The sequence below is a fragment of the Lysobacter sp. 1R34A genome, from assembly GCF_051217035.1.
In the GTDB taxonomy this organism is placed as follows: domain Bacteria; phylum Pseudomonadota; class Gammaproteobacteria; order Xanthomonadales; family Xanthomonadaceae; genus Lysobacter.
Genome location: NZ_JBPKJP010000002.1, coordinates 103,932 through 124,390 on the forward strand (window position 1 = coordinate 103,932; position 20,459 = coordinate 124,390).

At 64.5% G+C, this 20,459-nt stretch carries 17 protein-coding genes, 1 tRNA gene and 1 pseudogene; 14 read left to right on the plus strand and 5 right to left on the minus strand.

Features of this window, described 5'->3' with window-relative positions; genetic code table 11:
- Nucleotides 1-11: 11 nt before the first annotated feature.
- The 14 genes from ACSAMQ_RS01620 (at nucleotide 12) to ACSAMQ_RS01685 (ending at nucleotide 12,170) form a co-directional block, all read left to right on the plus strand.
- Nucleotides 12-1,961 (plus strand): potassium transporter Kup, encoded by a 1,950-nt coding sequence (locus ACSAMQ_RS01620; protein WP_435393967.1) that lies wholly within the window; start codon nucleotides 12-14, stop codon nucleotides 1,959-1,961.
- Between the two features lie 172 nt (nucleotides 1,962-2,133).
- On the plus strand, nucleotides 2,134-2,583 hold the full coding sequence (locus ACSAMQ_RS01625) for a cupin domain-containing protein (RefSeq protein WP_435393968.1): 450 nt from the start codon (nucleotides 2,134-2,136) through the stop codon (nucleotides 2,581-2,583).
- Between the two features lie 302 nt (nucleotides 2,584-2,885).
- Nucleotides 2,886-3,923, plus strand: a complete 1,038-nt coding sequence (ruvB, locus tag ACSAMQ_RS01630) for a Holliday junction branch migration DNA helicase RuvB (protein WP_435393969.1) — start codon at nucleotides 2,886-2,888, stop codon at nucleotides 3,921-3,923.
- A complete protein-coding gene (gene ybgC, locus ACSAMQ_RS01635; protein WP_435393970.1) occupies nucleotides 3,920-4,357 on the plus strand; it encodes a tol-pal system-associated acyl-CoA thioesterase in 438 nt (145 codons plus the stop codon). Before ruvB ends, ybgC begins: the two co-directional genes overlap by 4 nt.
- Before the next feature lie 117 nt (nucleotides 4,358-4,474).
- Entirely contained in the window at nucleotides 4,475-5,254 is a 780-nt protein-coding gene (gene tolQ / locus ACSAMQ_RS01640) for a protein TolQ (protein ID WP_435393971.1), read from the plus strand.
- Between the two features lie 112 nt (nucleotides 5,255-5,366).
- Nucleotides 5,367-5,816 carry a protein TolR gene (tolR, locus tag ACSAMQ_RS01645; RefSeq protein ID WP_031373500.1) on the plus strand — a complete coding sequence of 150 codons (450 nt, stop codon included), beginning with the start codon at nucleotides 5,367-5,369 and terminating at the stop codon, nucleotides 5,814-5,816.
- Nucleotides 5,813-6,763, plus strand: a complete 951-nt coding sequence (locus ACSAMQ_RS01650; RefSeq protein ID WP_435393972.1) for a TonB C-terminal domain-containing protein — start codon at nucleotides 5,813-5,815, stop codon at nucleotides 6,761-6,763. Before tolR ends, ACSAMQ_RS01650 begins: the two co-directional genes overlap by 4 nt.
- Nucleotides 6,764-7,198, plus strand: a complete 435-nt coding sequence (locus ACSAMQ_RS01655) for a hypothetical protein (protein WP_435393973.1) — start codon at nucleotides 6,764-6,766, stop codon at nucleotides 7,196-7,198.
- 227 nt (nucleotides 7,199-7,425) lie between these two features.
- Nucleotides 7,426-8,745, plus strand: coding sequence for a Tol-Pal system beta propeller repeat protein TolB (gene tolB / locus ACSAMQ_RS01660; RefSeq protein ID WP_435393974.1), 1,320 nt, complete (start codon nucleotides 7,426-7,428; stop codon nucleotides 8,743-8,745).
- A gap of 83 nt (nucleotides 8,746-8,828) precedes the next feature.
- On the plus strand, nucleotides 8,829-9,350 hold the full coding sequence (pal, locus tag ACSAMQ_RS01665; RefSeq protein WP_435393975.1) for a peptidoglycan-associated lipoprotein Pal: 522 nt from the start codon (nucleotides 8,829-8,831) through the stop codon (nucleotides 9,348-9,350).
- Between the two features lie 78 nt (nucleotides 9,351-9,428).
- The gene (ybgF, locus tag ACSAMQ_RS01670; RefSeq protein ID WP_435393976.1) at nucleotides 9,429-10,226 is read left to right on the plus strand and encodes a tol-pal system protein YbgF; all 798 of its coding nucleotides are present in this window, start codon (nucleotides 9,429-9,431) and stop codon (nucleotides 10,224-10,226) included.
- 10 nt (nucleotides 10,227-10,236) lie between these two features.
- A complete protein-coding gene (gene queE / locus ACSAMQ_RS01675; protein WP_435393977.1) occupies nucleotides 10,237-10,914 on the plus strand; it encodes a 7-carboxy-7-deazaguanine synthase QueE in 678 nt (225 codons plus the stop codon).
- 390 nt (nucleotides 10,915-11,304) lie between these two features.
- The gene (gene queC / locus ACSAMQ_RS01680) at nucleotides 11,305-12,003 is read left to right on the plus strand and encodes a 7-cyano-7-deazaguanine synthase QueC (RefSeq protein WP_435393978.1); all 699 of its coding nucleotides are present in this window, start codon (nucleotides 11,305-11,307) and stop codon (nucleotides 12,001-12,003) included.
- 91 nt (nucleotides 12,004-12,094) lie between these two features.
- Nucleotides 12,095-12,170 (plus strand) — tRNA-Lys (locus tag ACSAMQ_RS01685).
- Nucleotides 12,171-12,356: 186 nt separating this feature from the next.
- Here ACSAMQ_RS01685 and ACSAMQ_RS01690 read toward each other — a convergent pair.
- The 5 genes and pseudogenes from ACSAMQ_RS01690 to ACSAMQ_RS01710 form a co-directional block, all read right to left on the minus strand.
- A complete protein-coding gene (locus ACSAMQ_RS01690) occupies nucleotides 12,357-12,707 on the minus strand; it encodes a hypothetical protein (protein ID WP_435393979.1) in 351 nt (116 codons plus the stop codon).
- 305 nt (nucleotides 12,708-13,012) lie between these two features.
- Entirely contained in the window at nucleotides 13,013-13,477 is a 465-nt protein-coding gene (locus ACSAMQ_RS01695) for a hypothetical protein (protein WP_435393980.1), read from the minus strand.
- 412 nt (nucleotides 13,478-13,889) lie between these two features.
- Nucleotides 13,890-14,675, minus strand: a pseudogene (locus tag ACSAMQ_RS01700) (RHS repeat-associated core domain-containing protein); the annotation flags it as partial.
- A 264-nt stretch (nucleotides 14,676-14,939) separates the two neighbouring features.
- Nucleotides 14,940-15,506 carry a hypothetical protein gene (locus tag ACSAMQ_RS01705; RefSeq protein WP_435393981.1) on the minus strand — a complete coding sequence of 189 codons (567 nt, stop codon included), beginning with the start codon at nucleotides 15,504-15,506 and terminating at the stop codon, nucleotides 14,940-14,942.
- Nucleotides 15,503-20,293: an RHS repeat-associated core domain-containing protein gene (locus ACSAMQ_RS01710; RefSeq protein ID WP_435393982.1), complete on the minus strand. Its 4,791-nt coding sequence runs from the start codon at nucleotides 20,291-20,293 to the stop codon at nucleotides 15,503-15,505. Before ACSAMQ_RS01710 ends, ACSAMQ_RS01705 begins: the two co-directional genes overlap by 4 nt.
- Nucleotides 20,294-20,459: the final 166 nt, after the last annotated feature.

The window sequence follows — 20,459 nt, forward strand, 5'->3', positions numbered from 1 at the left end:
AACCACGCGACATGTCCTCCACTGTTCCCTCTTCCCAAGGCAAGCACGCTCACGGCCATTCGGCCGGGAACGGGCAAGACTCAGGCCATCACGGCTCCAAGAAGGGGTTGCCCGGGCTGGTCGTGGGCGCCATCGGGGTGGTTTTCGGCGACATCGGCACCAGCCCGCTGTACACGCTGAAAGAGGCGTTTTCGCCGCATTTCGGCCTGACCGGCAACCACGACACGGTGCTCGGCATCCTGTCGCTGGTGTTCTGGGCGCTGATGATCGTGGTCACCCTGAAATACGTGACCATCATCATGCGCGCCGACAACGAGGGCGAAGGCGGGATCATGGCGCTGATGACCCTGGCCCAGCGCACTCTGGCCAAGGGCGGGCGCTCGGCCTACGTGGTCGGCATCCTGGGCATCTTCGGCGCCTCGCTGTTCTTCGGCGACAGCGTCATCACCCCGGCGATCTCGGTGCTCGGCGCAGTCGAGGGCCTGGAAGTCGCCGCGCCGGGCCTGCACCGTTTCATCGTGCCGATCACCGTGTTGATCCTGGTGATGGTGTTCCTGGCCCAGCGCTTCGGCACCGAAAAGGTCGGCAAGGTGTTCGGGCCGATCACCATGCTGTGGTTCGTCTCGCTCGCCGCGATCGGCGTCTACAACATCGTCCAGGCGCCGGAGGTGTTCAAGGCGCTGGACCCGCGCTGGGGCGTGCGCTTCTTCGTCGAGCACGGCTCGCATTCGGTGCTGATCCTCGGCGCGGTGGTGCTGGCGGTCACCGGCGGCGAGGCGCTGTACGCCGACATGGGCCACTTCGGCGCGCGTCCGATCCGCTATGCCTGGTACACCATGGTGCTGCCCTGCCTGATGCTGAACTACCTCGGCCAGGGCGCGTTCGTGCTGCACCACCCCGAAGCGGTCAAGAACCCGTTCTTCGAGGCGGTGCCGGCCTGGGCGCTGTACCCGATGATCGTGCTGGCGACGATGGCGGCGGTGATCGCCTCGCAGGCGGTCATCACCGGCGCCTATTCGGTCGCGCGCCAGGCGATGCAGCTGGGCTACATCCCGCGCATGCAGATCAAGCACACCTCCAGCGACACCATCGGCCAGATCTACGTGCCGTACATCAACTGGATCCTGGCGATCACGGTGATCGCGGTGGTGCTGGCCTTCCGCAGCTCGACCGCGCTGGCGACGGCCTACGGCATCTCGGTCTCGGCGACGATGCTGATCGACACCCTGCTGCTGGCGCTGGTCGCGCGCGCGCTGTGGCCGCGCTGGCGCAAGTGGGTGCTGCCGCTGTGCGTGGTGTTCTTCGTCGTCGATGTCGGCTTCGTCATCGCCAACGGCGCCAAGTTCTTCCAGGGCGCGTGGTTCCCGGTGGTGCTGGGCCTGGTGGTGTTCACCCTGCTGCGCACCTGGCGCCGCGGCCGCGAGCTTTTGCACGAGGAAGTGCGCAAGGAAGGCATCCAGCTCGGCAGCTTCCTGCCCGGCCTGATGCTGGCGCCGCCGGTGCGCGTGCCCGGCACCGCGATCTTCATGACCGCCGACAAGGGCGTCGTGCCGCATGCCCTGCTGCACAACCTCAAGCACAACAAGGTGCTGCACGAGCGCAACGTGTTCCTGACCGTGGAAACGCTGGGCATTCCCTACGCGCCGCGCGAGAAGCGCCTGAAGATCGAGGCGATCGGCAACGACTTCTACCGCGTGCTGATCCGCTTCGGCTTCATGGAAGTGCCCGACGTGCCGCTGGCGCTGATGCGCTCCTGCGACGCCGGCGGCATCTACTTCGACCCGATGGATACCACCTATTTCGCCAGCCGCGAAACCGTGGTCGCCAGCCGTCACCGCGGCATGCCGATCTGGCGCGACCGTTTGTTCGCCTTCATGCACCGCAACGCGGCGCCGGCGACCGGTTTCTTCCGCATCCCGGGCAACCGCCTGGTCGAACTCGGCGCCCAGGTCGAAATCTGATCGGGCGCAGGCGCACCGGCCGCACCGGTGCGCGGCCGTCTTGGCAATCCCCGCCACGGGAACACAGCGATGTCCGTGGCGGGCCGGGAAATAAGCGTTCCATGCCTGCCGCTGCGCTGCGCGGCGCGCCGGACTAGCCTGCCGTCGACCTAACCGACTGCGAGGCTTTGCGATGTCGAAACGACGCGCGTTCGTGATCCAGCAACAATCCGCCGAAACCATCGCCGGCAACGGTACCCAGTTGTGGTTGCTGGCCGACGCCAGCGACTGCTGCGGCGCGCTCGGCGCCAACCGCCTGCGCCTGGAAGCCGGCGCCGCCGGCGCCAAGCCGCATCATCACAAGCGTTCGAGCGAAGCGTTCTACGTGCTCGACGGCGCGCTGGAGATGATCATCGACGGCGAGGCCGTGACCGTCGAGAAGGGCGGTTACGCGGTGATCCCGCCCGGCGTCGTGCATTCCTTCGGCGCCGGCGCGGGCCAGGTGGCCGACGTATTCATCACCCTGACCCCCGGCATCGACCGTTTCGACTACTTCCGCATGCTGCCGAGCATCATGCGGGGCGAAGTCGACCCCGAGCGCCTGGCCGAAGTGCACGATCGCTACGACGTGCATTTCGCTTGAGGGACGTATTGAACTTCCGCTTCGCCGATGCGTTTGCCCCTCTGGACAGGACAGGGGGCTTTGACAGCAGCCGAAGCAAATTCCCACGGCGCCCGGACGCCTTCGCTTCGCCGCACGACGCCAGCCGACCGTCCCCTTCGTCGAAGGGGCGGTCTGTCTCCCGGCTCACGGTTGTCCAGGCTCGGCGCGGTAACCGGCTCCCGCGGCAAGCCGCCCCACCGCCCGGGCGCTGAACCCGCCACCGGGCCACCCCGGGACTTTCCGTCCTGCGCCCGCGCACCGTCCCATGCGAACATAGCGGTATGACCGAAGACCGCATCATCGCTGCCTCCTCGACCCGCGAAGACGACGCCATCGAGGCTTCGATCCGGCCCAAGCGGCTGGACGAATACCTCGGCCAGCAACCGGTGCGCGAGCAGCTCAAGATCTACATCGAGGCCGCCAAGCACCGCGGCGAGGCCCTCGACCACGTGCTGATCTTCGGCCCGCCGGGCCTGGGCAAGACCACCCTCAGCCATGTCATCGCCAACGAACTCGGGGTCAATCTGCGCCAGACTTCGGGCCCGGTGATCGAGAAGGCCGGCGACCTGGCGGCCTTGCTGACCAACCTGCAGCCGCACGACGTGCTGTTCGTCGACGAGATCCACCGCCTCTCGCCGGTGGTCGAGGAAGTGCTGTATCCGGCGATGGAGGACTACCAGATCGACATCATGATCGGCGAGGGCCCGGCCGCGCGCTCGATCAAGCTCGATCTGCCGCCGTTCACCCTGATCGGCGCGACCACCCGCGCCGGCCTGCTGACCGCGCCGCTGCGCGACCGCTTCGGCATCGTCCAGCGGCTGGAGTTCTACGACACCGAGGACCTGACCCGAATCGTGCGCCGCTCGGCGCAGATCCTCGGCATTTCCTGCGTGGCCGAGGGCGCGGCGGAAATCGCCCGGCGCTCGCGCGGCACCCCGCGCATCGCCAACCGCCTGCTGCGGCGGGTGCGCGACTACGCCCAGGTCCGCGCCGGCGGCAACATCGACCTGCAGACCGCCGATGCCGCCATGGCCATGCTCAAGGTCGATCCGGAAGGGTTCGACGATCTCGACCGGCGCCTGCTGCGGACCATCATCGAGTCCTTCGACGGCGGCCCGGTCGGGGTCGAGTCGCTGGCCGCCGCGCTCAGCGAGGAACGCGGCACCCTTGAGGACGTGATCGAGCCCTTCCTGATCCAGCAGGGCTATCTGATCCGCACCGCCCGCGGCCGCATGGCGACCCAGCGCGCCTACCGGCACATGGGCCTGAAACCCCGCGCCGATACCGCCGGGCTCTTCGAAGAGGCGTCCGAGCCATGAGCGCGGTTGAATCGGTGTTCAGTTGGCCGACACGCGTCTATTGGGAAGATACCGACGCTGGCGGACTGGTCTATCACGCTCAGTACCTGGCGTTCCTGGAGCGCGCGCGGACCGAATGGGTGCGCGCCCTGGGCTACGGCCAGGACGGTTTGCGCCGCGATCACGGGCTGCTGTTCGTGGTCGCCGGGATGCAGATCGGTTTCCTCAAGCCGGCGCGGCTCGACGATGCGCTGGAGGTCACGGTGGAACTGCGGCGCTGCCGCCGCGCCAGCCTGATCTTCGCGCAGACCGTGCGGCGCGGCGGGGAAAAACTGATCGACGCCGAGGTCCGGGTCGCTGCGGTCGACGCCGAGCACCTGCGTCCCTGCGCGATTCCAGCGGCCTTGTTCGCGCAGTTGCAGGCGCAGGAAGTCCAGGCCGGCCGCGACGACTGAGCCCCAGGCCCTCGCGTCCAGGTCACCGTTGAACCCTAATCATCCGGCGGTTCGTTACTCCCCACGGACCACCCAGCCCCACCACAGGCCCGCGTACCGGGCTACGGAGAACCAAGCATGACGTCATCGCTGATCGCGCTTCTGGCCACGACCGTGGAAGCCCTGCCGGAGGAAGCCGTCCAGGCCGTGACCCAAGGCGCCGCCGCGGCCGGCGAAGCCGCCAGCTTCAATCTCTGGGACCTGGTGATCAAGGCCAGCCTCCCGGTCCAGTTCATCATGGCCCTGCTGGTGATCGCCTCGATCACCTCGTGGATCATCATCTTCCGCAAATGGAAGGTGATCCGCCGCGCGCGCGCCGAAGCCGATCATTTCGAGGAGCGCTTCTGGTCGGGCGCCGAGCTGTCCAAGCTCTACGCCGGCACCACCGAGCGCAACCGCGCGATGGGCGGCCTGGAGGCGATCTTCGAAGCCGGTTTCCGCGAGTTCAACCGCATCCGCCAGCGCCGCGGCGTCGACGCCCGCGCCCAGCTCGAAGGCGCCCAGCGGGCGATGCGCGCGACCGGCTCGCGCGAGCTCGACGGCCTGGAACACAACCTCGAACTGCTCGCCAACATCGGCTCCACCTCGCCCTACATCGGCCTGGTCGGCACCGTGTTCGGCATCATGGTGACCATGCATTCGCTGGTCTCGGCGTCCAAGCAGGTCGGCATCGCCGACGTCGCCCCGGGCATCTCCGAGGCGCTGCTGGCCACCGCGATGGGCCTGTTCGTGGCGATCCCGGCGGTGTGGGCCTACAACCGCTTCGCCACCGGCGTGGAGCGCCTGGCCGTGCGTTACGACGCGTTCTCCGAAGAGTTCTCCTCGATCCTGCAGCGCCAGGCCCACCTGGACGAGTGATGCGGCTCGCGCCCCATCGCTTGTACGGCCGCCCGCACCGCTGCCTGCACCGCCCGCGTCCGCTGCGCCACGGCCAGCGCGACCGCAACGCGTAACCGACGAGGAATCCGCCATGTCCGGCACCGCCATCCGCCGCCCGCGCAAACGCAAACTCAAGGCCGAGATCAACGTCGTTCCCTACATCGACGTGATGCTCGTGCTGCTGATCATCTTCATGGTCACCGCGCCGCTGCTGACCCTCGGCATCGACGTCGACCTGCCCAATTCCAACCTCAAGTCGATCGAGACCAAGCAAGACCCGGTGGTGGTCCAGGTCGACGCCCAGGGCAACTATTTCCTCGCGGTCAAGGCCGGCAGCAACGAAGCGGTCAACCGCGAAACGCTGGCGACCAAGGTCGGCGCGCTGGTCAAGCAGAACGGCAAGGAAAAATTGCAGGTCTACATCGCCGCCGACGGCCGCTCGAACTATCAGCCGGTGATGGACGTGATGAACATCCTCAAGGACGTCGGCGTGGAGAAGGTCGGCCTGATGAGCCAGCCCGAGAAGGGCGCGAAGAAATGAGGGAAACCCGCGCCGACACCGCGCAAGCCATCATGCTGGCCGTGCTGCTGCACGGCCTGCTGGTCGCCGCCATTTTCCTGAGCATGCTCTGGAACTGGAACAGCGCGCAGGTGTCCGCGGCGGGGTCGCCGCTGTCTTCGGAGCTGACCGACGTCAGCGATCTCTCGGCGGCGATGCAGCGTACCTTGCGCAACCGTCCCGAGCCGGTCGATCCGTTGCCGCTGCCCGAGCCGGAGGACGCCGCGCCCTTGCCGCAGCCCATCCCCGAACCCAAGCCGCAGGACGCGACCGCACCGCAGCAGCAATCGCCGCAAGACTTCATCCCGGTGCCGGACACGACCACCCAGGAACAGGTGGTCGACACGCCCACGCCGAACCGCGCCGAAGAGCAGAAGGTCCAGGAAGCCAAGGCGCGCCAGGAACAGGTCGACCTGACCGAGCAGCAGCGCCAGGAAGAGGCGCAGCAGCAAAAGCGCCTGGCCGCCGAGCAACTCGAACGCGACAAGCAGTTGGAGAAGATCCGCGCCGAGCGCGCCAGGCTGCAGCGCGAGCAGAGCCTGAGCGAGCAGAAGCTGCAGCAGATCGCCGACGCGCGTGCGGCCAAGGCCAGCCAGAACGCCGCCGCCACCGCGCCGGCGACCACCGGCAACCAGGGTGTCGACGCCGGCCTGGCGGCCAAGTACGCCGCCGCCCTGCAGGCCGCGATCGTCGAGAAGTGGACGCGCCCCGACAGCGTGCCGCTCGGCGCCGGTTGCCGCTTGAACATCCGCCAGTCGCCCGGCGGCAACGTGCTCGCGGTCGAGGTGGTCGAGCCGTGCTCTTACGACGAGCAGGGCCGGCGTTCGATCGAAGCCGCCGTGCTCAAGGCCCAGCCCTTGCCGTATGCGGGCTTCGAGTCGGTGTTCCAGCGCAATCTCAATCTCAACTTCAAAGCCCAGGACCGCTGAGTGGGCGGGGCGAGGGCGGTGCCGCTGCGCCTGAGCCTGTTCGCCGGCTTCGCGCTGTGCGCGTGGTCTGCGGCCGGGCTGGCCCAGTCGGACCGGGTCGCGCAGAACCAGCAGCGCTATGCCGAAGTCTTGCGTACCGCCATCGACGAGCAATGGGCGCCGCCGGCCACCACGCCGGCCGACGCCAGTTGCAGCATCGACCTGCGCCAAGCGCCGGGCGGGCGGGTGCTGTCGGTGCAGGTGATCGAGCCCTGCGGCCTGGACGAGGGCGGGCGGCTGTCCCTGCTCGCCGCCGCGCGCCAGGCCTCGCCGCTGCCTTACCAGGGCTACCAACAGGTGTTCCGGCCGCAGATCCAGCTCAGCTTCCGGGTCCAGGACGAGGACCCGGTGGTGTCCAAGCCCCGGCGCTGGTGGAACCGGCTGCGCCAGCGCTGAGCCTGCGGCGCGGGCGGAGCCGGGCCATGGGCCGTCCGGTCCGCCGAGGCCCCCGATTCATGTCCGCAACGGGGGCGAAAGGGCCGCAATGGGCGCCGATCGCGACCGTTGGGCCGATTCGGCAAGCCCGAAACGCAAATTGACCCCCGCTTTTGAGCCCACGTTCACCCTCGAGCGTTAACAATGCCGAACCTGAACAAACCGCGTCGACCGATCACGGAGTGCCGATGAAACGACCCCTGCGCTGGCTGGCCTCGCTGCTGGCTCTCCTGCTTCCCTTCGCCGCCGCAGCCCAACAGCAAGGGTTGGAGATCGACATCGTCGGCGGCAACGCCTCGGCCCTGCCGATCGCGGTGGTGCCGATGCCCTACCAGGGCGGCGCCGCGGCGCCGCAGACCGACGTGGCCGAAGTCGTCCGCAACGACCTCAACCGGTCCGGCCAGTTCCGCGGCCTGCCGGTCGAGCAGATGGCGGCCAAGCCGACCAAGGGCAGCGAGATCAGCTACCCGGATTGGCGCGCGCTCAACCAGGACTACATCGTGGTCGGCCGCGTGGTCGATGCCGGCGCCGGCAGCTACCGGGTCGAGTACGAGCTGTTCGACGTGGCCAAGCAGCAGCGCCTGCTCGGTTTCGCCCTGACCGCACGCGCCAACGCGATGCGCGACGTGGCCCATCAAATCGCCGATGCGGTCTACGAAAAGATCACCGGCGTGCGCGGCGCGTTCTTCACCCGCATCGCTTACGTCACCGCCACCGGCGTCGGCCGCGGCAGCAATTACGCGCTGATGGTCGCCGACTCCGACGGCTACAACCCGCAGACCGTGGTGCGTTCGCCCGAGCCGCTGCTGTCGCCGTCGTGGAGCCCGGACGGCGCGCGCCTGGCCTACGTCAGCTTCGAGGGCGGCAACTCCTCGATCTACATCCAGAACATCGGCACCGGCAGCCGCGAACTGATCGCCAAGTTCCGCGGCATCAACGGCGCCCCGGCGTTCTCGCCGGACGGCCGCCGTCTCGCCCTGACCCTGTCGCGCAGCGGCAACCCCGAGATCTACGTGATGGACCTCGGCAGCAAGGCGCTGACCCAGCTCACCAACCACTTCGGCATCGACACCGAGCCGACCTGGGCCGCCGACGGCAGCAAGATCTATTTCACCTCCGACCGCGGCGGCAAGCCGCAGATCTACCAGGTCTCGGCCAGCGGCGGCGGCGCTACCCGCGTCACCTTCCAGGGCAGCTACAACGCCAGCGCCAGCGTCGCCTTCGACGGCAAGAAGATCGCCACCGCGCAGGGCGCCGGCAATACCTACCGGATCGCGATGATGGACAGCAGCCTGGGCTCGCCGCGCTGGAGCACCCTGTCGCCGGGTTCGCTGGACGAGTCGCCGAGCTTTGCCCCGAATGCCTCCATGATCATTTATGCTGCGCGCGAAGGACGCCGTGGCGTGCTCTATGCCGTTTCAGCCGATGCCCGGGTGCGCCAGCGCCTGGTGCTCGCCGACGGCGACGTGCGCGAACCGGCCTGGGGACCCTACCGCCTGCCGCGATGAGCGGCCGGGCGTTTCCCTGCGCGCGGACGCGCCACACCCCCCGAACGACTCCTGCCCCACGTTACAACTGACGAGGAATACCCATGAACAACACCGCCCGCATCCTGCTCGCCGCCGTGCTGTGTACCGCAGCCGTCGCCTGCTCGAAGAAGGTCAAGGAAGTCCCGCCGACCGATTCCGGCACCGGCCCGTCCACCAGCACCCCGACCGACAGCGGTCCGGTCGCCTCGGGCGCCTACGGCCCGAACGATCTCGACACCGATGCCTGCCTGCGCCAGCGCGTGGTCTACTTCGATCTCGACCAGGACTCGCTGAAGCCGGAATTCCAGGCCATCGTCGGTTGCCACGCCAAGTACCTGCGCGACCGTCCGTCCTCGCGCATGACCCTCGAAGGCAATGCCGACGAGCGCGGCAGCCGCGAGTACAACCTCGGCCTCGGCGAGCGCCGCGGCAACGCGGTGTCCTCGGCGGTCCAGGCCAACGGCGGTTCGGGCAGCCAGATCACCGTGACCTCCTACGGCGAAGAGCGCCCGGTCTGCACCGAGTCGAACGAAGACTGCTGGGCCAAGAACCGTCGCGTCGAAATCGTCTACACCGCCAAGTAATCGCGGTGTCGCGCAGGGCGGCGCCGGGGCATCGGCGCCGTCCACCGACCGAACGAACCACGAAGGTTGATCTCAGCGATGCGTAAGTTCGCACTAGCCTTGGCGATCGCGGCGGCCTGCCTGGCCGCCACGCCCGCGTTCGCCCAGCGCGCCAGCCTCGCCGACCGCGTCGCGGTTCTCGAGCAGCGCGCCTCGGACAACCAGGCCAACCTCGACTTGCTCAATCAGGTGACCCAGCTCAAGACCGAGCTGCAGGCCCTGCGCGCCCAGGTCGAGGAACTGCAGCAGACCACGCGCCAGCTGCAGGACACCAGCAAGGCGCAGTACCTGGACACCGACAACCGCCTCAACCGCCTCGAAGGCGGTGTGGCGCCGTCGGCTCCGGCCGCCGCACCGCAGGCCCCCCCGGCACCGTCGCCTTCGGCGGCGGTCAGGGACACCGCGCCCACGGTGCACGGCGATGCCGGTTTGCTCGCCCAGAGCGGCGACGAGCGCAGCGCCTACGACACCGCCTTCAGTGCGCTCAAGGCCGGCCAGTACGTCGAGTCGGCGCGCCTGTTCCAGGCCTTCCTGGCCAACTACCCGAGCGGGGCCTACGCGCCCAATGCGCTGTACTGGCTCGGCGAAAGCTATTACGTCACCCAGAACTACCAGCTCGCTCAGGAAGAATTCCAGACCCTGCTCGACCGCTATCCGACCCACGACAAGGCCGCCGGCGCGCTGCTCAAGGTCGGTCTGGCCCAGTTCGGCCTCAAACAGGTCGACGCCGCCGAGCGCACGCTCGCCGACGTCGCCACCCGCTATCCCGGCACCGACGCCGCCCGCACGGCTTCCGATCGCCTCAATGCGATCCAGCTGAGCCGGCTGCGCAACTGACCGATATCCGATGAACGCCGTTGCCACCGAGACGGCCGCAGCGTCGTCCGAACGCCTGCGGCTGACCGAAATCTTCCTGTCGCTGCAAGGCGAGTCGAACAGCATCGGCTGGCCGACCGTGTTCGTGCGCCTGACCGGCTGTCCCCTGCGCTGTCAGTACTGCGATACCGCCTATGCCTTCCACGGCGGCGAATGGTGGGAGTTCGACGCCATCCTGGCCGAGGTCGCCAAGCACGGCGCCCGCCACGTCTGCGTCACCGGCGGCGAGCCGCTGGCGCAGAAGCGCTGCATCGCCCTGCTGCAGAAACTCTGCGACGCCGGCTATGAAGTCTCGCTGGAGACCTCCGGCGCGATCGACATCGGCCCGGTCGACCCGCGCGTCTCGCGCGTGCTCGACATCAAGACCCCCGATTCCGAGGAAGCCCACCGCAACCTGTGGAGCAACCTGCCGCTGCTCACCGCGCGCGACCAGATCAAGTTCGTGATCTGCAGCCGCGAGGACTACGAGTGGGCCAAGGGCGTCGTCGCCGAGCATCGCCTGAGCGAGATCTGCGACGTGCTGTTCTCGCCGAGCTTCACCCAGCTCAGGCCGAGCGATCTGGCCGACTGGATCGTCGCCGACCGCCTGCAGGTACGCTTCCAACTGCAACTGCACAAGATTCTCTGGAACGACGAGCCGGGGCGGTGAGAGGGTTGGTTCGGGGTTCGGGGTTCGGGGTTCGGGTTTCGGGTTTCGGGACTCGGGACTCGGGACTCGGGACTCGAGTGCGTGACCAACCCTAGCCCCGGGCTGGAAGCCCCGATAAGGTCTTCGGCTCTCGTTGGTGGCTCTGCTCTTGCTCGTCATTCCCGCGCAGGCGGGAATCCAGAGACTTCAGAGCCATGCCGCGGTGAAACCTCTGGATCCCGCCTGCGCGGCGATGGCGGCCCAACCATCGTCTCCATCGTTTAGCCTTTTCCCGAGTCCCGAGTCCCGAGTCCCGAGTCCCGAGTCCCGAGTCCCGAGTCCCGAGTCCCGAGTCCCGAGTCCCGAGTCCCGAGTCCCGAGTCCCTCAATTTCCCATCGCCGACCCACATCATGAAAAAAGCCGTCGTCCTCGTTTCCGGTGGCATGGACTCCGCCGTCGTCATCGCCATCGCGCGCGAGCAGGGCTTCGCCGTGCACGCGCTCAGCGTGCGCTACGGCCAGCGCCACACCTCCGAGCTCGACGCGGCGGCCCGCGTCGCCCATTCGCTCGGCGCGGTCGCCCACAAGACCGTCAACGTGGATTTGCGCAGCATCGGCGGCTCGGCCCTGACCGACGAGACCATCTCGGTGCCGCTCGACAACGACGGCCACGCCATCGGCGAGGCCGCGCTCAAGGACGACATCCCGGTCACCTACGTGCCGGCGCGCAACACCATCATGCTGTCGATCGCCCTGGGCTGGGCCGAAGTGCTCGGCGCCAACGACATCTTCTGCGGCGTCAACGCCGTCGACTACTCCGGCTACCCGGACTGCCGCCCCGAGTTCGTCGAGGCCTTCGAGCGCCTGGCCAACCTGGCGACAAAGGCCGGGGTCGAGGGCGCCGGCCTGCGCGTGCAGGCGCCGCTGCAGTTCATGAGCAAGGCCGACATCGTCCGCGAGGGCCTGCGCCTGGGCGTGGACTTCGCCGAGACCGTCTCCTGCTACCAGGCCGACGCTGGCGGCCGCGCCTGCGGCCATTGCGACGCCTGCCGCCTGCGCGCCGAGGGCTTCAGCGCCGCCGGCGTGGCCGACCCGACCCGCTACGTCTGAACGGCCCGGGCCACAGGGGGCCTGACTGCGCCCCGCAGGTTTTGTTAGAATCACCGGCCCGGCGCAGCGCCGGGACCGCAGCGACCGCTTCGGGCCGTTAGCTCAGTCGGTAGAGCAGAAGACTTTTAATCTTTTGGTCGAAGGTTCGAATCCTTCACGGCCCACCAAATAAGAGAAGCACCTGGACTCGCGTCCAGGTGCTTTTTTCTTTAGCGGGTGCCGTCGGTGCCGATCAGTGTCCAGCTCGTCGCTTGAGTTGGATGGCCGATGCAGCGAACGAGATAACCGTTCTTCTACATTCGGCCAAGAGTCGTACAGACCAGTATCCCGATGCCGTGTCCGAATGCAGTGCGTTACGCGTGAGCGCAAAGACGCAGCGATTCGATCGGTCCGGTCTGGCAGGCCAGGGCCTGCGCATGCGCGCGTTCCCATGCGGCCCATGCCACTTTGCGGGCTTCGGGCCAGGCGAGCGGCGAGTCTCCCTTCAGCGCCTCGTAGCGACCACGCAGATCCGAGCGCGGATCGTCGAAGAAGCGCTCGGGGTGCTCTTCGAAGGTCATCATGCCCAGGTACAGCGCAGGGCCGTAATCGCGGAAGGTGAGGCCGGGCCGGTGGAACGGCGCCGACGGATAATTCAGGACCCAATAGCTCAGGTTCGCGTCCGCCACGCGGCGGACGTACTTCGGAATCGGCTTCATGACCATGACGACGCACTCGGCTAGATCGCCCCCGGATCCCTAAGATGGCGCAGCTCGGGCAGCGAATGCGTAAAGGGCGCGTGAGGGCGTTGCTAATCCGTGAGGTCTGTCGCGTATTCAGGTAGTCACGGAAGGTCACATCTTTGCTTTTTATTTCGTGTAATGAAACCCACTATTATAACCTGGCGCCTTTACTTAACTAATTAAATGTGTTGACAAGTACGTGCATGCTTACGTGTTGGCTAGCTGCAACTTGAATTGGTTGAAAAAAATGGCCCCGACTGGGGCCATTTATGGACGCTCGTGAAAAGCTACTTTTGAGCTTTTAGCTGTGTGGGCGAGGGGCGCCCTGTCACTATTATAATCGCAGCAATTACCGCTCCGGAGAGCCATGAGCCGATAACTAAGGAGACGACGAAGTCGTCAATCAATATGTCGACTACGCCCGTCTGTGCTATTGCTTTTCGTGCGCGCTCCAGGCCGCTTGGGATGAAGAAATTGGCTAGGGTAAGCGATGCAGTTGATGCGATTTGTGAAAGAAGAATCGAGCTTGAGAAAATCCAGATGGGGTGCCATGTCTTGGTATATTTAAAGAATAATATTATGGCTGGGAGGCTCAAAAAGAAGCTGATTGCATAGGGCAGCCTCATGTCCTCAAGTTTTACGAACGATCGAAATACCTCCTGGCTCGGCGGTGATGGCCATACAGCTAGTATTAGCACCCATGCCAGAAGTGGAGGGATAATTTTCTGATTCATTTTGGCTTCGTCGGACATTCTTTTCTGGCCTCCTTGGCCTTGTCGTGAAGTACTCCGGGGAAGCGTGTCGTGGTCATTTTACAATATCCAGAGATAGCAGTTGATACTGTTCGCGCACAACTGAACCCTCTCGGGTCTCCTTGATCTAGTGCATTATTTTTGAATTTATTTTCCTGCTCTAGCGTTGTATTGAGGCGTGTAACCCTGATTTTGCTTCCTAGTTTTGTATGGTAAGAAATATAATCTTTAAGCACTGCTCCGTCGTCCTCGCCTTCAAATACGCCGCCGTCTCCTCGGGTGTTGGTATTTTGCCGGTAAGAACGGCCGGATCATATAGAAAGGGCTTTTGGCCTGGCCTCTCGATAAACAATGCTGAATGGCTTCCGAATTTAATTCCTGCGACTTTATCGTGCGTGGTAATTATGTAGGTGGCTAAACCAAAAGCGTCCGAATTCAGTAAAGGCATGTTTTCGGTGTGCGCATAAAGGCTGATGCCGCCATCAAGCCCAATCGGATCACTCTGCACATACCGGCCAGTAGCCGCATCGTAATCCCGGAAGTAGTTGTAATTCAGCCCCGTGGCCGCGTCATACCGCTGCCCCGGAAACCGCATATCGAACACGAACGCGGTGCCGTCCTGGTCGGGGTCCTGGTTCGGCGGGTTGTTGCCGAAGGCTTCGCCCTTGGCGTCCCAGGTCCAGACCGCGAGGTTGCGGCTCGGGTCGATCACCGCGCGCGGGGTGCCCAGGTGGTCGGGTTGCACGTAACGCAGGGTCTGGGCGACGCCGGCGCCGACGACCAAGCCGACCGGGGCGTCGCCCAGCCAGATGGCCTGCTGCTTGGTCGCGCCGTTGGCGTCGTAGTCGCCCAGCCAGTGGCCGGCCTCGTCGTACAGCGTGTAGCCGGTGATCGCGCCGGTGGCGTTGTCGGCCCGCGAGACCCGCTCGCCCTTGGCGTTGTAGCGGTAGCTGGCTTTCACCACGCCGGCCTGTTTGACCTGGCTCATGCGGTCGTTGGCGTTGTAGACGAACTCCCTCGCCGTGCCGCCGATGCTGGTCGTATTGCCGACCGCGTCGTAACCGCGGCTGACGCCGCCGACATTGCTCAGGCGGTGACTGGTGCCCGGGTAGGTGTAGCTGGTGGTGATGCCGCCATGCAGCAAGCTGTTGCGGTTGCCGGTGGCGTCGTAGCTGTAGGTCTCGACCGGCGTGTTGCTGGGTCGTCGCGGGTGATCCTGCGAACCAGGTCAGAGTGGCTTCCGACAGGGGCTAGACGGAAAGGTGCTCTGACCCGGTTTTTCTAGCAGTTGCAACGATATTCGCAGCAGTCAGTCGTTGGCGAAATGCGAGTTGCATTGCCTTGGCCGCCTCGTGATGCTTGCAGTAGAACAGGAAATCTGCCTCTCTCGCTGGAGAGAAGCAGGGTGGAGGGGGCTTAATTATATAAGGAAGCCCCCCCCCTCTACTTAGCTTCGTCGAGGTTAAAACGGCAATGATGCTCCTCCGAGGTGCGCACCTGTCGCTAAATCCACAGTAAAGCTTTGCTCGGACTCAGTTTGTATATCCAAGAATGTTCCACAAATGACGTCGTCAGTAATTTGGGTGAGCTTCAATCCGTCCCAAGAAAGCCTCTCGGTCCTCCATGCAATACCATTGCTTCCGATCGCCAAAAGTTCAGTGTGATTGGCGAAAATCAATAACTGGTGTTTTTCTGAGTCTCTCACGGCAATTATTGGGATGAGTGGAAGAGTCTCATAAACTGTGGGGGAGGTCACATCGACAATATAGGCCTGCCCTTCTGAGACTACGCAAAGTCTGGCCGGGTCAGGGGTTGAGAATATCCCGGAAACTGTTTTTGGCCCGAACTTTCCCGATGCGAACGTTCCGATCCAGGCGTCGCCTTTGTTCGGATTGACTCTTACAGTTAATCCATCATGCCCTCCTGATTCGACGGCGCCGGGGTAGTAGAAGTGTTTGATATTGCTCGGCACCAACTCGCTTAATATCTTCGGTTCGCAATATAGTGGAAATGGATAGCTCGTGATCATGGCTTCGATGTCGGATTTGGTCTGAAGAAGCGATGCATGATTAGTTCCGTATTTCCTGTTGTGGAAGGGCGGACAGCGATCTCAAATACGCCGGAATGTCCGTTAACTTTTCCAGGGAGCGAATACATGATCGAGTCGTTGCTCATGTTCGGTTTCGCGGTGCGCCAGTAGTCTGGAGTCAGTTTTCTCGTTCCGTTTTGAAATATTTCTTTGTTGAAGGATTCGGGGAAGTTGTGAAATGGACCTGGTTCATTCGCGCGTCGAACAAGTTCGTGGGATGAGTAAATTCTATTGGGCGGTGTGGGTATGGCCTTTGCTAGATCTGCCCCTGCTTTGGTAATGTTGGCGGCATGATTTGCTGCTCTGCTCGCGGCTCCAAGCCCTGTGGCGACTGGTATTACCGCCCCCAAAACATCCAATCCCAGAGCTGTAAGATTCTCTCCTAACTTCTCGCAGGTGCCTCCGGCAATATTGTCGTTACCAATCCGAAACAGATCGTAACCAATCGAGACAACATCGATGGCTGTATCTAATATTTGCCCCGTGCTGTCGCTGTTGCTAATCGGATCCCCAGTGACATAAGCATAAGTATTGATGCCGCCTGTTATTCCTATGGGATCACTCTGCACATACCGCCCGGTTCCCGCATCGTAATCCCGGAAGTAGTTGTAATTCAGCCCCGTAGCGGCGTCGTACCGTTGCCCCGGGAACCGCATATCGAACACGAATGCGGTGCCGTCCTGATCGGGGTCCTGGTTCGGCGGGTTGTTGCCGAAGGCTTCGCCCTTGGCGTCCCAAGTCCAGACCGCGAGGTTGCGGCTCGGGTCGATCACCGCACGCGGGGTGCCCAGGTGGTCGGGCTGCACGTAACGCAGGGTCTGCGCGACGCCGGCGCCGACGACCAGACCGACCGGTGCATCGCCCAGCCAGATCGCCTGCTGCTTGGTCGCGCCGTTGGCGTCGTAGTCGCCCAGCCAATGGCCGGCCTCGTCGTACAGCGTGTAGCCGGTGATCGCGCCCGTGGCGTTGTCGGCGCGTGAGACCCGCTCGCCCTTGGCGTTGTAGCGGTAGCTGGCCTTCACCACGCCGGCTTGCTTGACCTGGCTCATGCGGTCGTTGGCGTTATAGACGAACTCCCTGGCGGTGCCGCCGATGCTGGTGGTGTTGCCGACCGCATCAAAGCCGCGGCTGACGCCGCCGACGTTGCTCAGGCGATGGCTGGTGGTCGGGTAGGTGTAGTTGGTGGTGATGCCGCCGTGCAGCAGGCTGCTGCGGTTGCCGGTGGCGTCGTAGCCGTAGGTCTCCAGCGGCGTGCCAGTCGGGCCGTCGCGGGTGATCTTCAGCCGGCCCAGGGTGTCGTAGTCGTACTGGGCCAGGGCCGCGCTTTGCAGACCGTCCTTGAGCTGGGTCAGCTCGCCGACTTCGTTGTAGCCGTACGACAGCGACAGGCCGCCGCTGGCGCTGTCGAGAATCGTCTTGGCGCGGTAGTCCTGGTCGTAGGTGCGGGCCAGGCTGCGGCCGTTGCCGTAGGTCCAGCCGGTGGCCGGGCCGAACGGTTCGTAAGCCGCATTGTTGAGCAGCACCGTGCGCACGCCGCCGGCCGGCTTGATGCCGACCTCGGTGACCTGGTCCAGGGTGTTGCGGACGTAGTCGACGATGGCGTTGTCCGGGTAGGTGATGGTGCGCACCTGGCCCGAGCTGGTGTAGGCATAGCGCAGGGTGAAGCTGCGCGTGCCGACCGTCTGCACCTTGCGCACGAGCTGGCCCCAGCGGTCGTAGCAGTACTTCAGCTCGGTGCCGTCAGTGCGCATCGCGGTGACGCGTCCGAGGGCGAAGGTCTCGCCGGCGGCGCAGACCGAGTTGACCGTGTCGTAGTCGTACTCGACATCGTTCGCGCCACCGCCGTAGGACACCGTCTTCGGCCGGTTCAAGGCGTCGTAGGTGTAGGTATGCGCCTGGGCGTCGTTGGCGTCCTGCTTGCTCGCGAGCAGGCCGGCGCTGTTGTAGCCGTAGGTGGTGACGCCGGTGTCCGGGCTCGTCAACTGGACCTGATCGCCGAAGCCGTTATAGCCGTAGGTCGTGTTGAGCCCCTTCGGATCGGTGACCTTGGTGACTTGATCGAGCGCGTTGTATTCCAGCTTGGTCTCGACCGCGAGGCCGCCGACGTCCTGCAGGGTGCGGCTGAGGCGATTGAGGGGGTCGTGGTCCTGGTTGGTGACGCGGTTGAGGGCGTCGGTGGTCAGGTCCGGGTTGCCGTCGGTGTCGTAGCTGAAGGTGGTCGCGTGCGCCGACGAGTCCTTGGCGGTCTGCAACTGCCCAAGGGTGTTGAACACGCGCGACAGGGTGCGCTTCAAGGTGCCGGTCGCGGTCTGGGTGTCTTCCTGCTTGCGGTTGCCGGCCAGGTCGAGGGTGTACTGGATCTTGTTGCCGGCCTTGTCGGCCACGCTGGTCAGGCGCTGGGCGGTGTCGTAGGTGTAGGTGATGTAGGCGCCACCCGGCGGGGTGATGCGCTTGACCAGGCCGGTCGGCCAGTACTCGACCCGGGTGATGCGGTCGTCGGTCTCGACGCTGTTGTCGGCGCCGCGGACCTTGGTCGCGGTCAGCCAACCGCGCGGGTGGTACTCGTAGTCGGTGACGATGCCGTTGGCGTCGACGACCGACAGCGGCCGGCCTTGCGGGTCGTAACCGAAGGTTTCGGTGCTGCGGCCCAGCGCGTCGACGACCTTGCGCAGATCGCCCTTGCGGTAGGTGCACAGCGCCGGCTGGGTCGCGCAAGTGCTGTCGTCGCTGCCGTAATACTGGAACGTCGTGACGTCGTTGACGTCGGTGCGCGGGCCGTCGACCGACTTGACCAGGCCCAGGATCGGGCAGGTGCTGTTGCTGGCCGCCACGTCGGCGGCCTCGCAATAGGCGTAGGTCGTCGTGCGGGTCTGGTCGCTGACCGTGTCGCGCACGGTGACCGTGACCGGCTGCAGGCGCGCGTTGCGTACGATGCGGGTCTCGCGGTTGCCGACCTGGGTCAGCACGGTGCGGTTGCTGGCCACGTCGCGGCGTTCGAGGCTGCTGCGCTCCTGCGCCAGGCCGACCGCTTCCTTGACCGTATGCGTGCGCGCCAACTGCCCGGTGACCGGGTCGTTGGCTTCGGCGTACGTGTGCTTGGTCTGGATGCCGTTGCGGTCGGTCACGGTGTCGAGGCGGCGGCGGAAGTCGGTAGCGGTATTGGCGTATGTCTGCGTCACCGAACCGCGGCTGTCGGTGAAACCAGAGACCTTGCGGGGCAGGGCACCAGAGCCTGAGGTCAGGCCATAATCCTCTTGCTGGCCGAGCGCTCCGGTAACTACCGCTCCGCCGGCCGAGGTATAAGCGAGGCTGACGCCATCCGCGCCTCCGGCATGAACGCTGGATATAACTCGACCTTGTCCGTCATACGAGAACGTACTGAACCGCGCATTGTCCTCGGTGCTAACACCCGTCAGATGCTTGGTGAAACGAGTGTCTTCATAATGGTATTTTCGTAACTTCCCATCTGCGTAGGTTGCCGTTTCTATCAGGCCGACCGTTGGAAAGTTTGGAAACTCGTAAAGGTACGTATAACTGACAAGCGTCGTGCCTTCCGACGAGATCGAGCTGATCGGAGAGTCGATCGCGGAGCTTTCGTAGTGCAGTTCGAGGGATCGTCCACTCGTATGAGTGACGCGCTCGATACGACCGTAATTATCGTAAGAGTAAGACAGCGAAATTCCGCTATCGAGCAAGAGCTGTAGAGCGCGCCCTTCAGCATCGAAGGTCAGCACGCTGCCATTGCCGTAAAGCATCCAGCCGGAGCCATTGGCGACAAGACGATCGCCACTGTCGTCTGTTGCCAGATAGGCTGCCCCTTCCTGACGAAACCGCCGTTGGTAACCGCTGCTATCGATCAGGCCGATGCTGGTGCCGTCAATCGCCAGGCGAGTAGATAGCGAGTGTGTCCATCCTGGCCCAAAGCCACCGTTGCTGGTCGTAGAGCCCGAATGATAGAAGCGGCGGAACGCAATCCATCCCAGATCGAAGTCCTGCTGAGTTTCGAACTTCTCGCCTGTCTTTACATCGCAGGGGTTCCCGACTAGGCCGCTAGCTTGGCCCGCCGTTCCTTCGCACGAATTGACTTTGCCAGCGAGAGTTGCGGTGATTTCGGTATTTACGCAGGCGTTGTACTCGTCACTCCATTGCGTATGCCCATTCGGACACTCGATTCGCCTGGTTCGGCCGATGTTGGTGGGGCCGAAGTCGTGCAGGGTACACGGGGAATCTGGCGTGTTCTTTCCGACTTTGGCGAGCTGAGAGTAGCTTCTCTTCTCCATCCGCCCTTCGTAGCCTGGCTGCGACACCTGCCAGTCGCCGAGCGGTTCGGCGACGGCAGAAGGCGCGCAGGCAGCATTCATCCCGTCCAGGGTCTGCTTGATCTTCGCGGCCGCGTCCGCTTCCGCAACAAAGCCGCTGCCATACACGGTGCCATATTTCCAGTCGGGATCAGCTGGTTGCTCCTTGCCCATCCAGTACGTTATGAGGACATTGCCTTCCTCATCTATCTTCGTGCTCTTTATTTGCTCGACGAACTGATAGGCGCCTTCTGTTTCCGGCGAAGGCGCAGGAAGCTCCCAGATCGCCTCTACCGCTTCCTGTTGAGTGTTGTACTCGGTCGATTGCCCAGCCGGATTGGAGATCTTCCATTTATTGCCGCTTTCCTGCGCAGACACTCCAGCGCTGAGCGAGTAACACATTGCAGCGGCTAACAAACTACGGCTCATGGTCGAGCAGGCAATCTGGAGCAGCCCTCTTGCTGAGCTTATGTGTGAAGGCGGTTCGTGAGGTCTCGAAGGCATACCTGGTCCTTGGTAAAAGTCGCTTGCACGACTAGCTGGCCCGTCAGGCCCAAGATGGGGCACGACGGAGATACGAATAAATGTGGGGTGA

What these genes read in the sequence shown, in the direction of transcription:
- ACSAMQ_RS01620 (WP_435393967.1), top strand. Translation starts at nt 12, where the DNA reads ATGTCCTCCACTGTTCCCTCTTCCCAAGGCAAGCACGCTCACGGCCAT.
- ACSAMQ_RS01625 (WP_435393968.1), top strand. Translation starts at nt 2,134, where the DNA reads ATGTCGAAACGACGCGCGTTCGTGATCCAGCAACAATCCGCCGAAACC.
- ruvB (WP_435393969.1), top strand. Translation starts at nt 2,886, where the DNA reads ATGACCGAAGACCGCATCATCGCTGCCTCCTCGACCCGCGAAGACGAC.
- ybgC (WP_435393970.1), top strand. Translation starts at nt 3,920, where the DNA reads ATGAGCGCGGTTGAATCGGTGTTCAGTTGGCCGACACGCGTCTATTGG.
- tolQ (WP_435393971.1), top strand. Translation starts at nt 4,475, where the DNA reads ATGACGTCATCGCTGATCGCGCTTCTGGCCACGACCGTGGAAGCCCTG.
- tolR (WP_031373500.1), top strand. Translation starts at nt 5,367, where the DNA reads ATGTCCGGCACCGCCATCCGCCGCCCGCGCAAACGCAAACTCAAGGCC.
- ACSAMQ_RS01650 (WP_435393972.1), top strand. Translation starts at nt 5,813, where the DNA reads ATGAGGGAAACCCGCGCCGACACCGCGCAAGCCATCATGCTGGCCGTG.
- tolB (WP_435393974.1), top strand. Translation starts at nt 7,426, where the DNA reads ATGAAACGACCCCTGCGCTGGCTGGCCTCGCTGCTGGCTCTCCTGCTT.
- pal (WP_435393975.1), top strand. Translation starts at nt 8,829, where the DNA reads ATGAACAACACCGCCCGCATCCTGCTCGCCGCCGTGCTGTGTACCGCA.
- ybgF (WP_435393976.1), top strand. Translation starts at nt 9,429, where the DNA reads ATGCGTAAGTTCGCACTAGCCTTGGCGATCGCGGCGGCCTGCCTGGCC.
- queE (WP_435393977.1), top strand. Translation starts at nt 10,237, where the DNA reads ATGAACGCCGTTGCCACCGAGACGGCCGCAGCGTCGTCCGAACGCCTG.
- queC (WP_435393978.1), top strand. Translation starts at nt 11,305, where the DNA reads ATGAAAAAAGCCGTCGTCCTCGTTTCCGGTGGCATGGACTCCGCCGTC.
- ACSAMQ_RS01690 (WP_435393979.1), bottom strand. Translation starts at nt 12,707, where the DNA reads ATGGTCATGAAGCCGATTCCGAAGTACGTCCGCCGCGTGGCGGACGCG.
- ACSAMQ_RS01695 (WP_435393980.1), bottom strand. Translation starts at nt 13,477, where the DNA reads ATGTCCGACGAAGCCAAAATGAATCAGAAAATTATCCCTCCACTTCTG.
- ACSAMQ_RS01705 (WP_435393981.1), bottom strand. Translation starts at nt 15,506, where the DNA reads ATGATCACGAGCTATCCATTTCCACTATATTGCGAACCGAAGATATTA.
- ACSAMQ_RS01710 (WP_435393982.1), bottom strand. Translation starts at nt 20,293, where the DNA reads ATGAGCCGTAGTTTGTTAGCCGCTGCAATGTGTTACTCGCTCAGCGCT.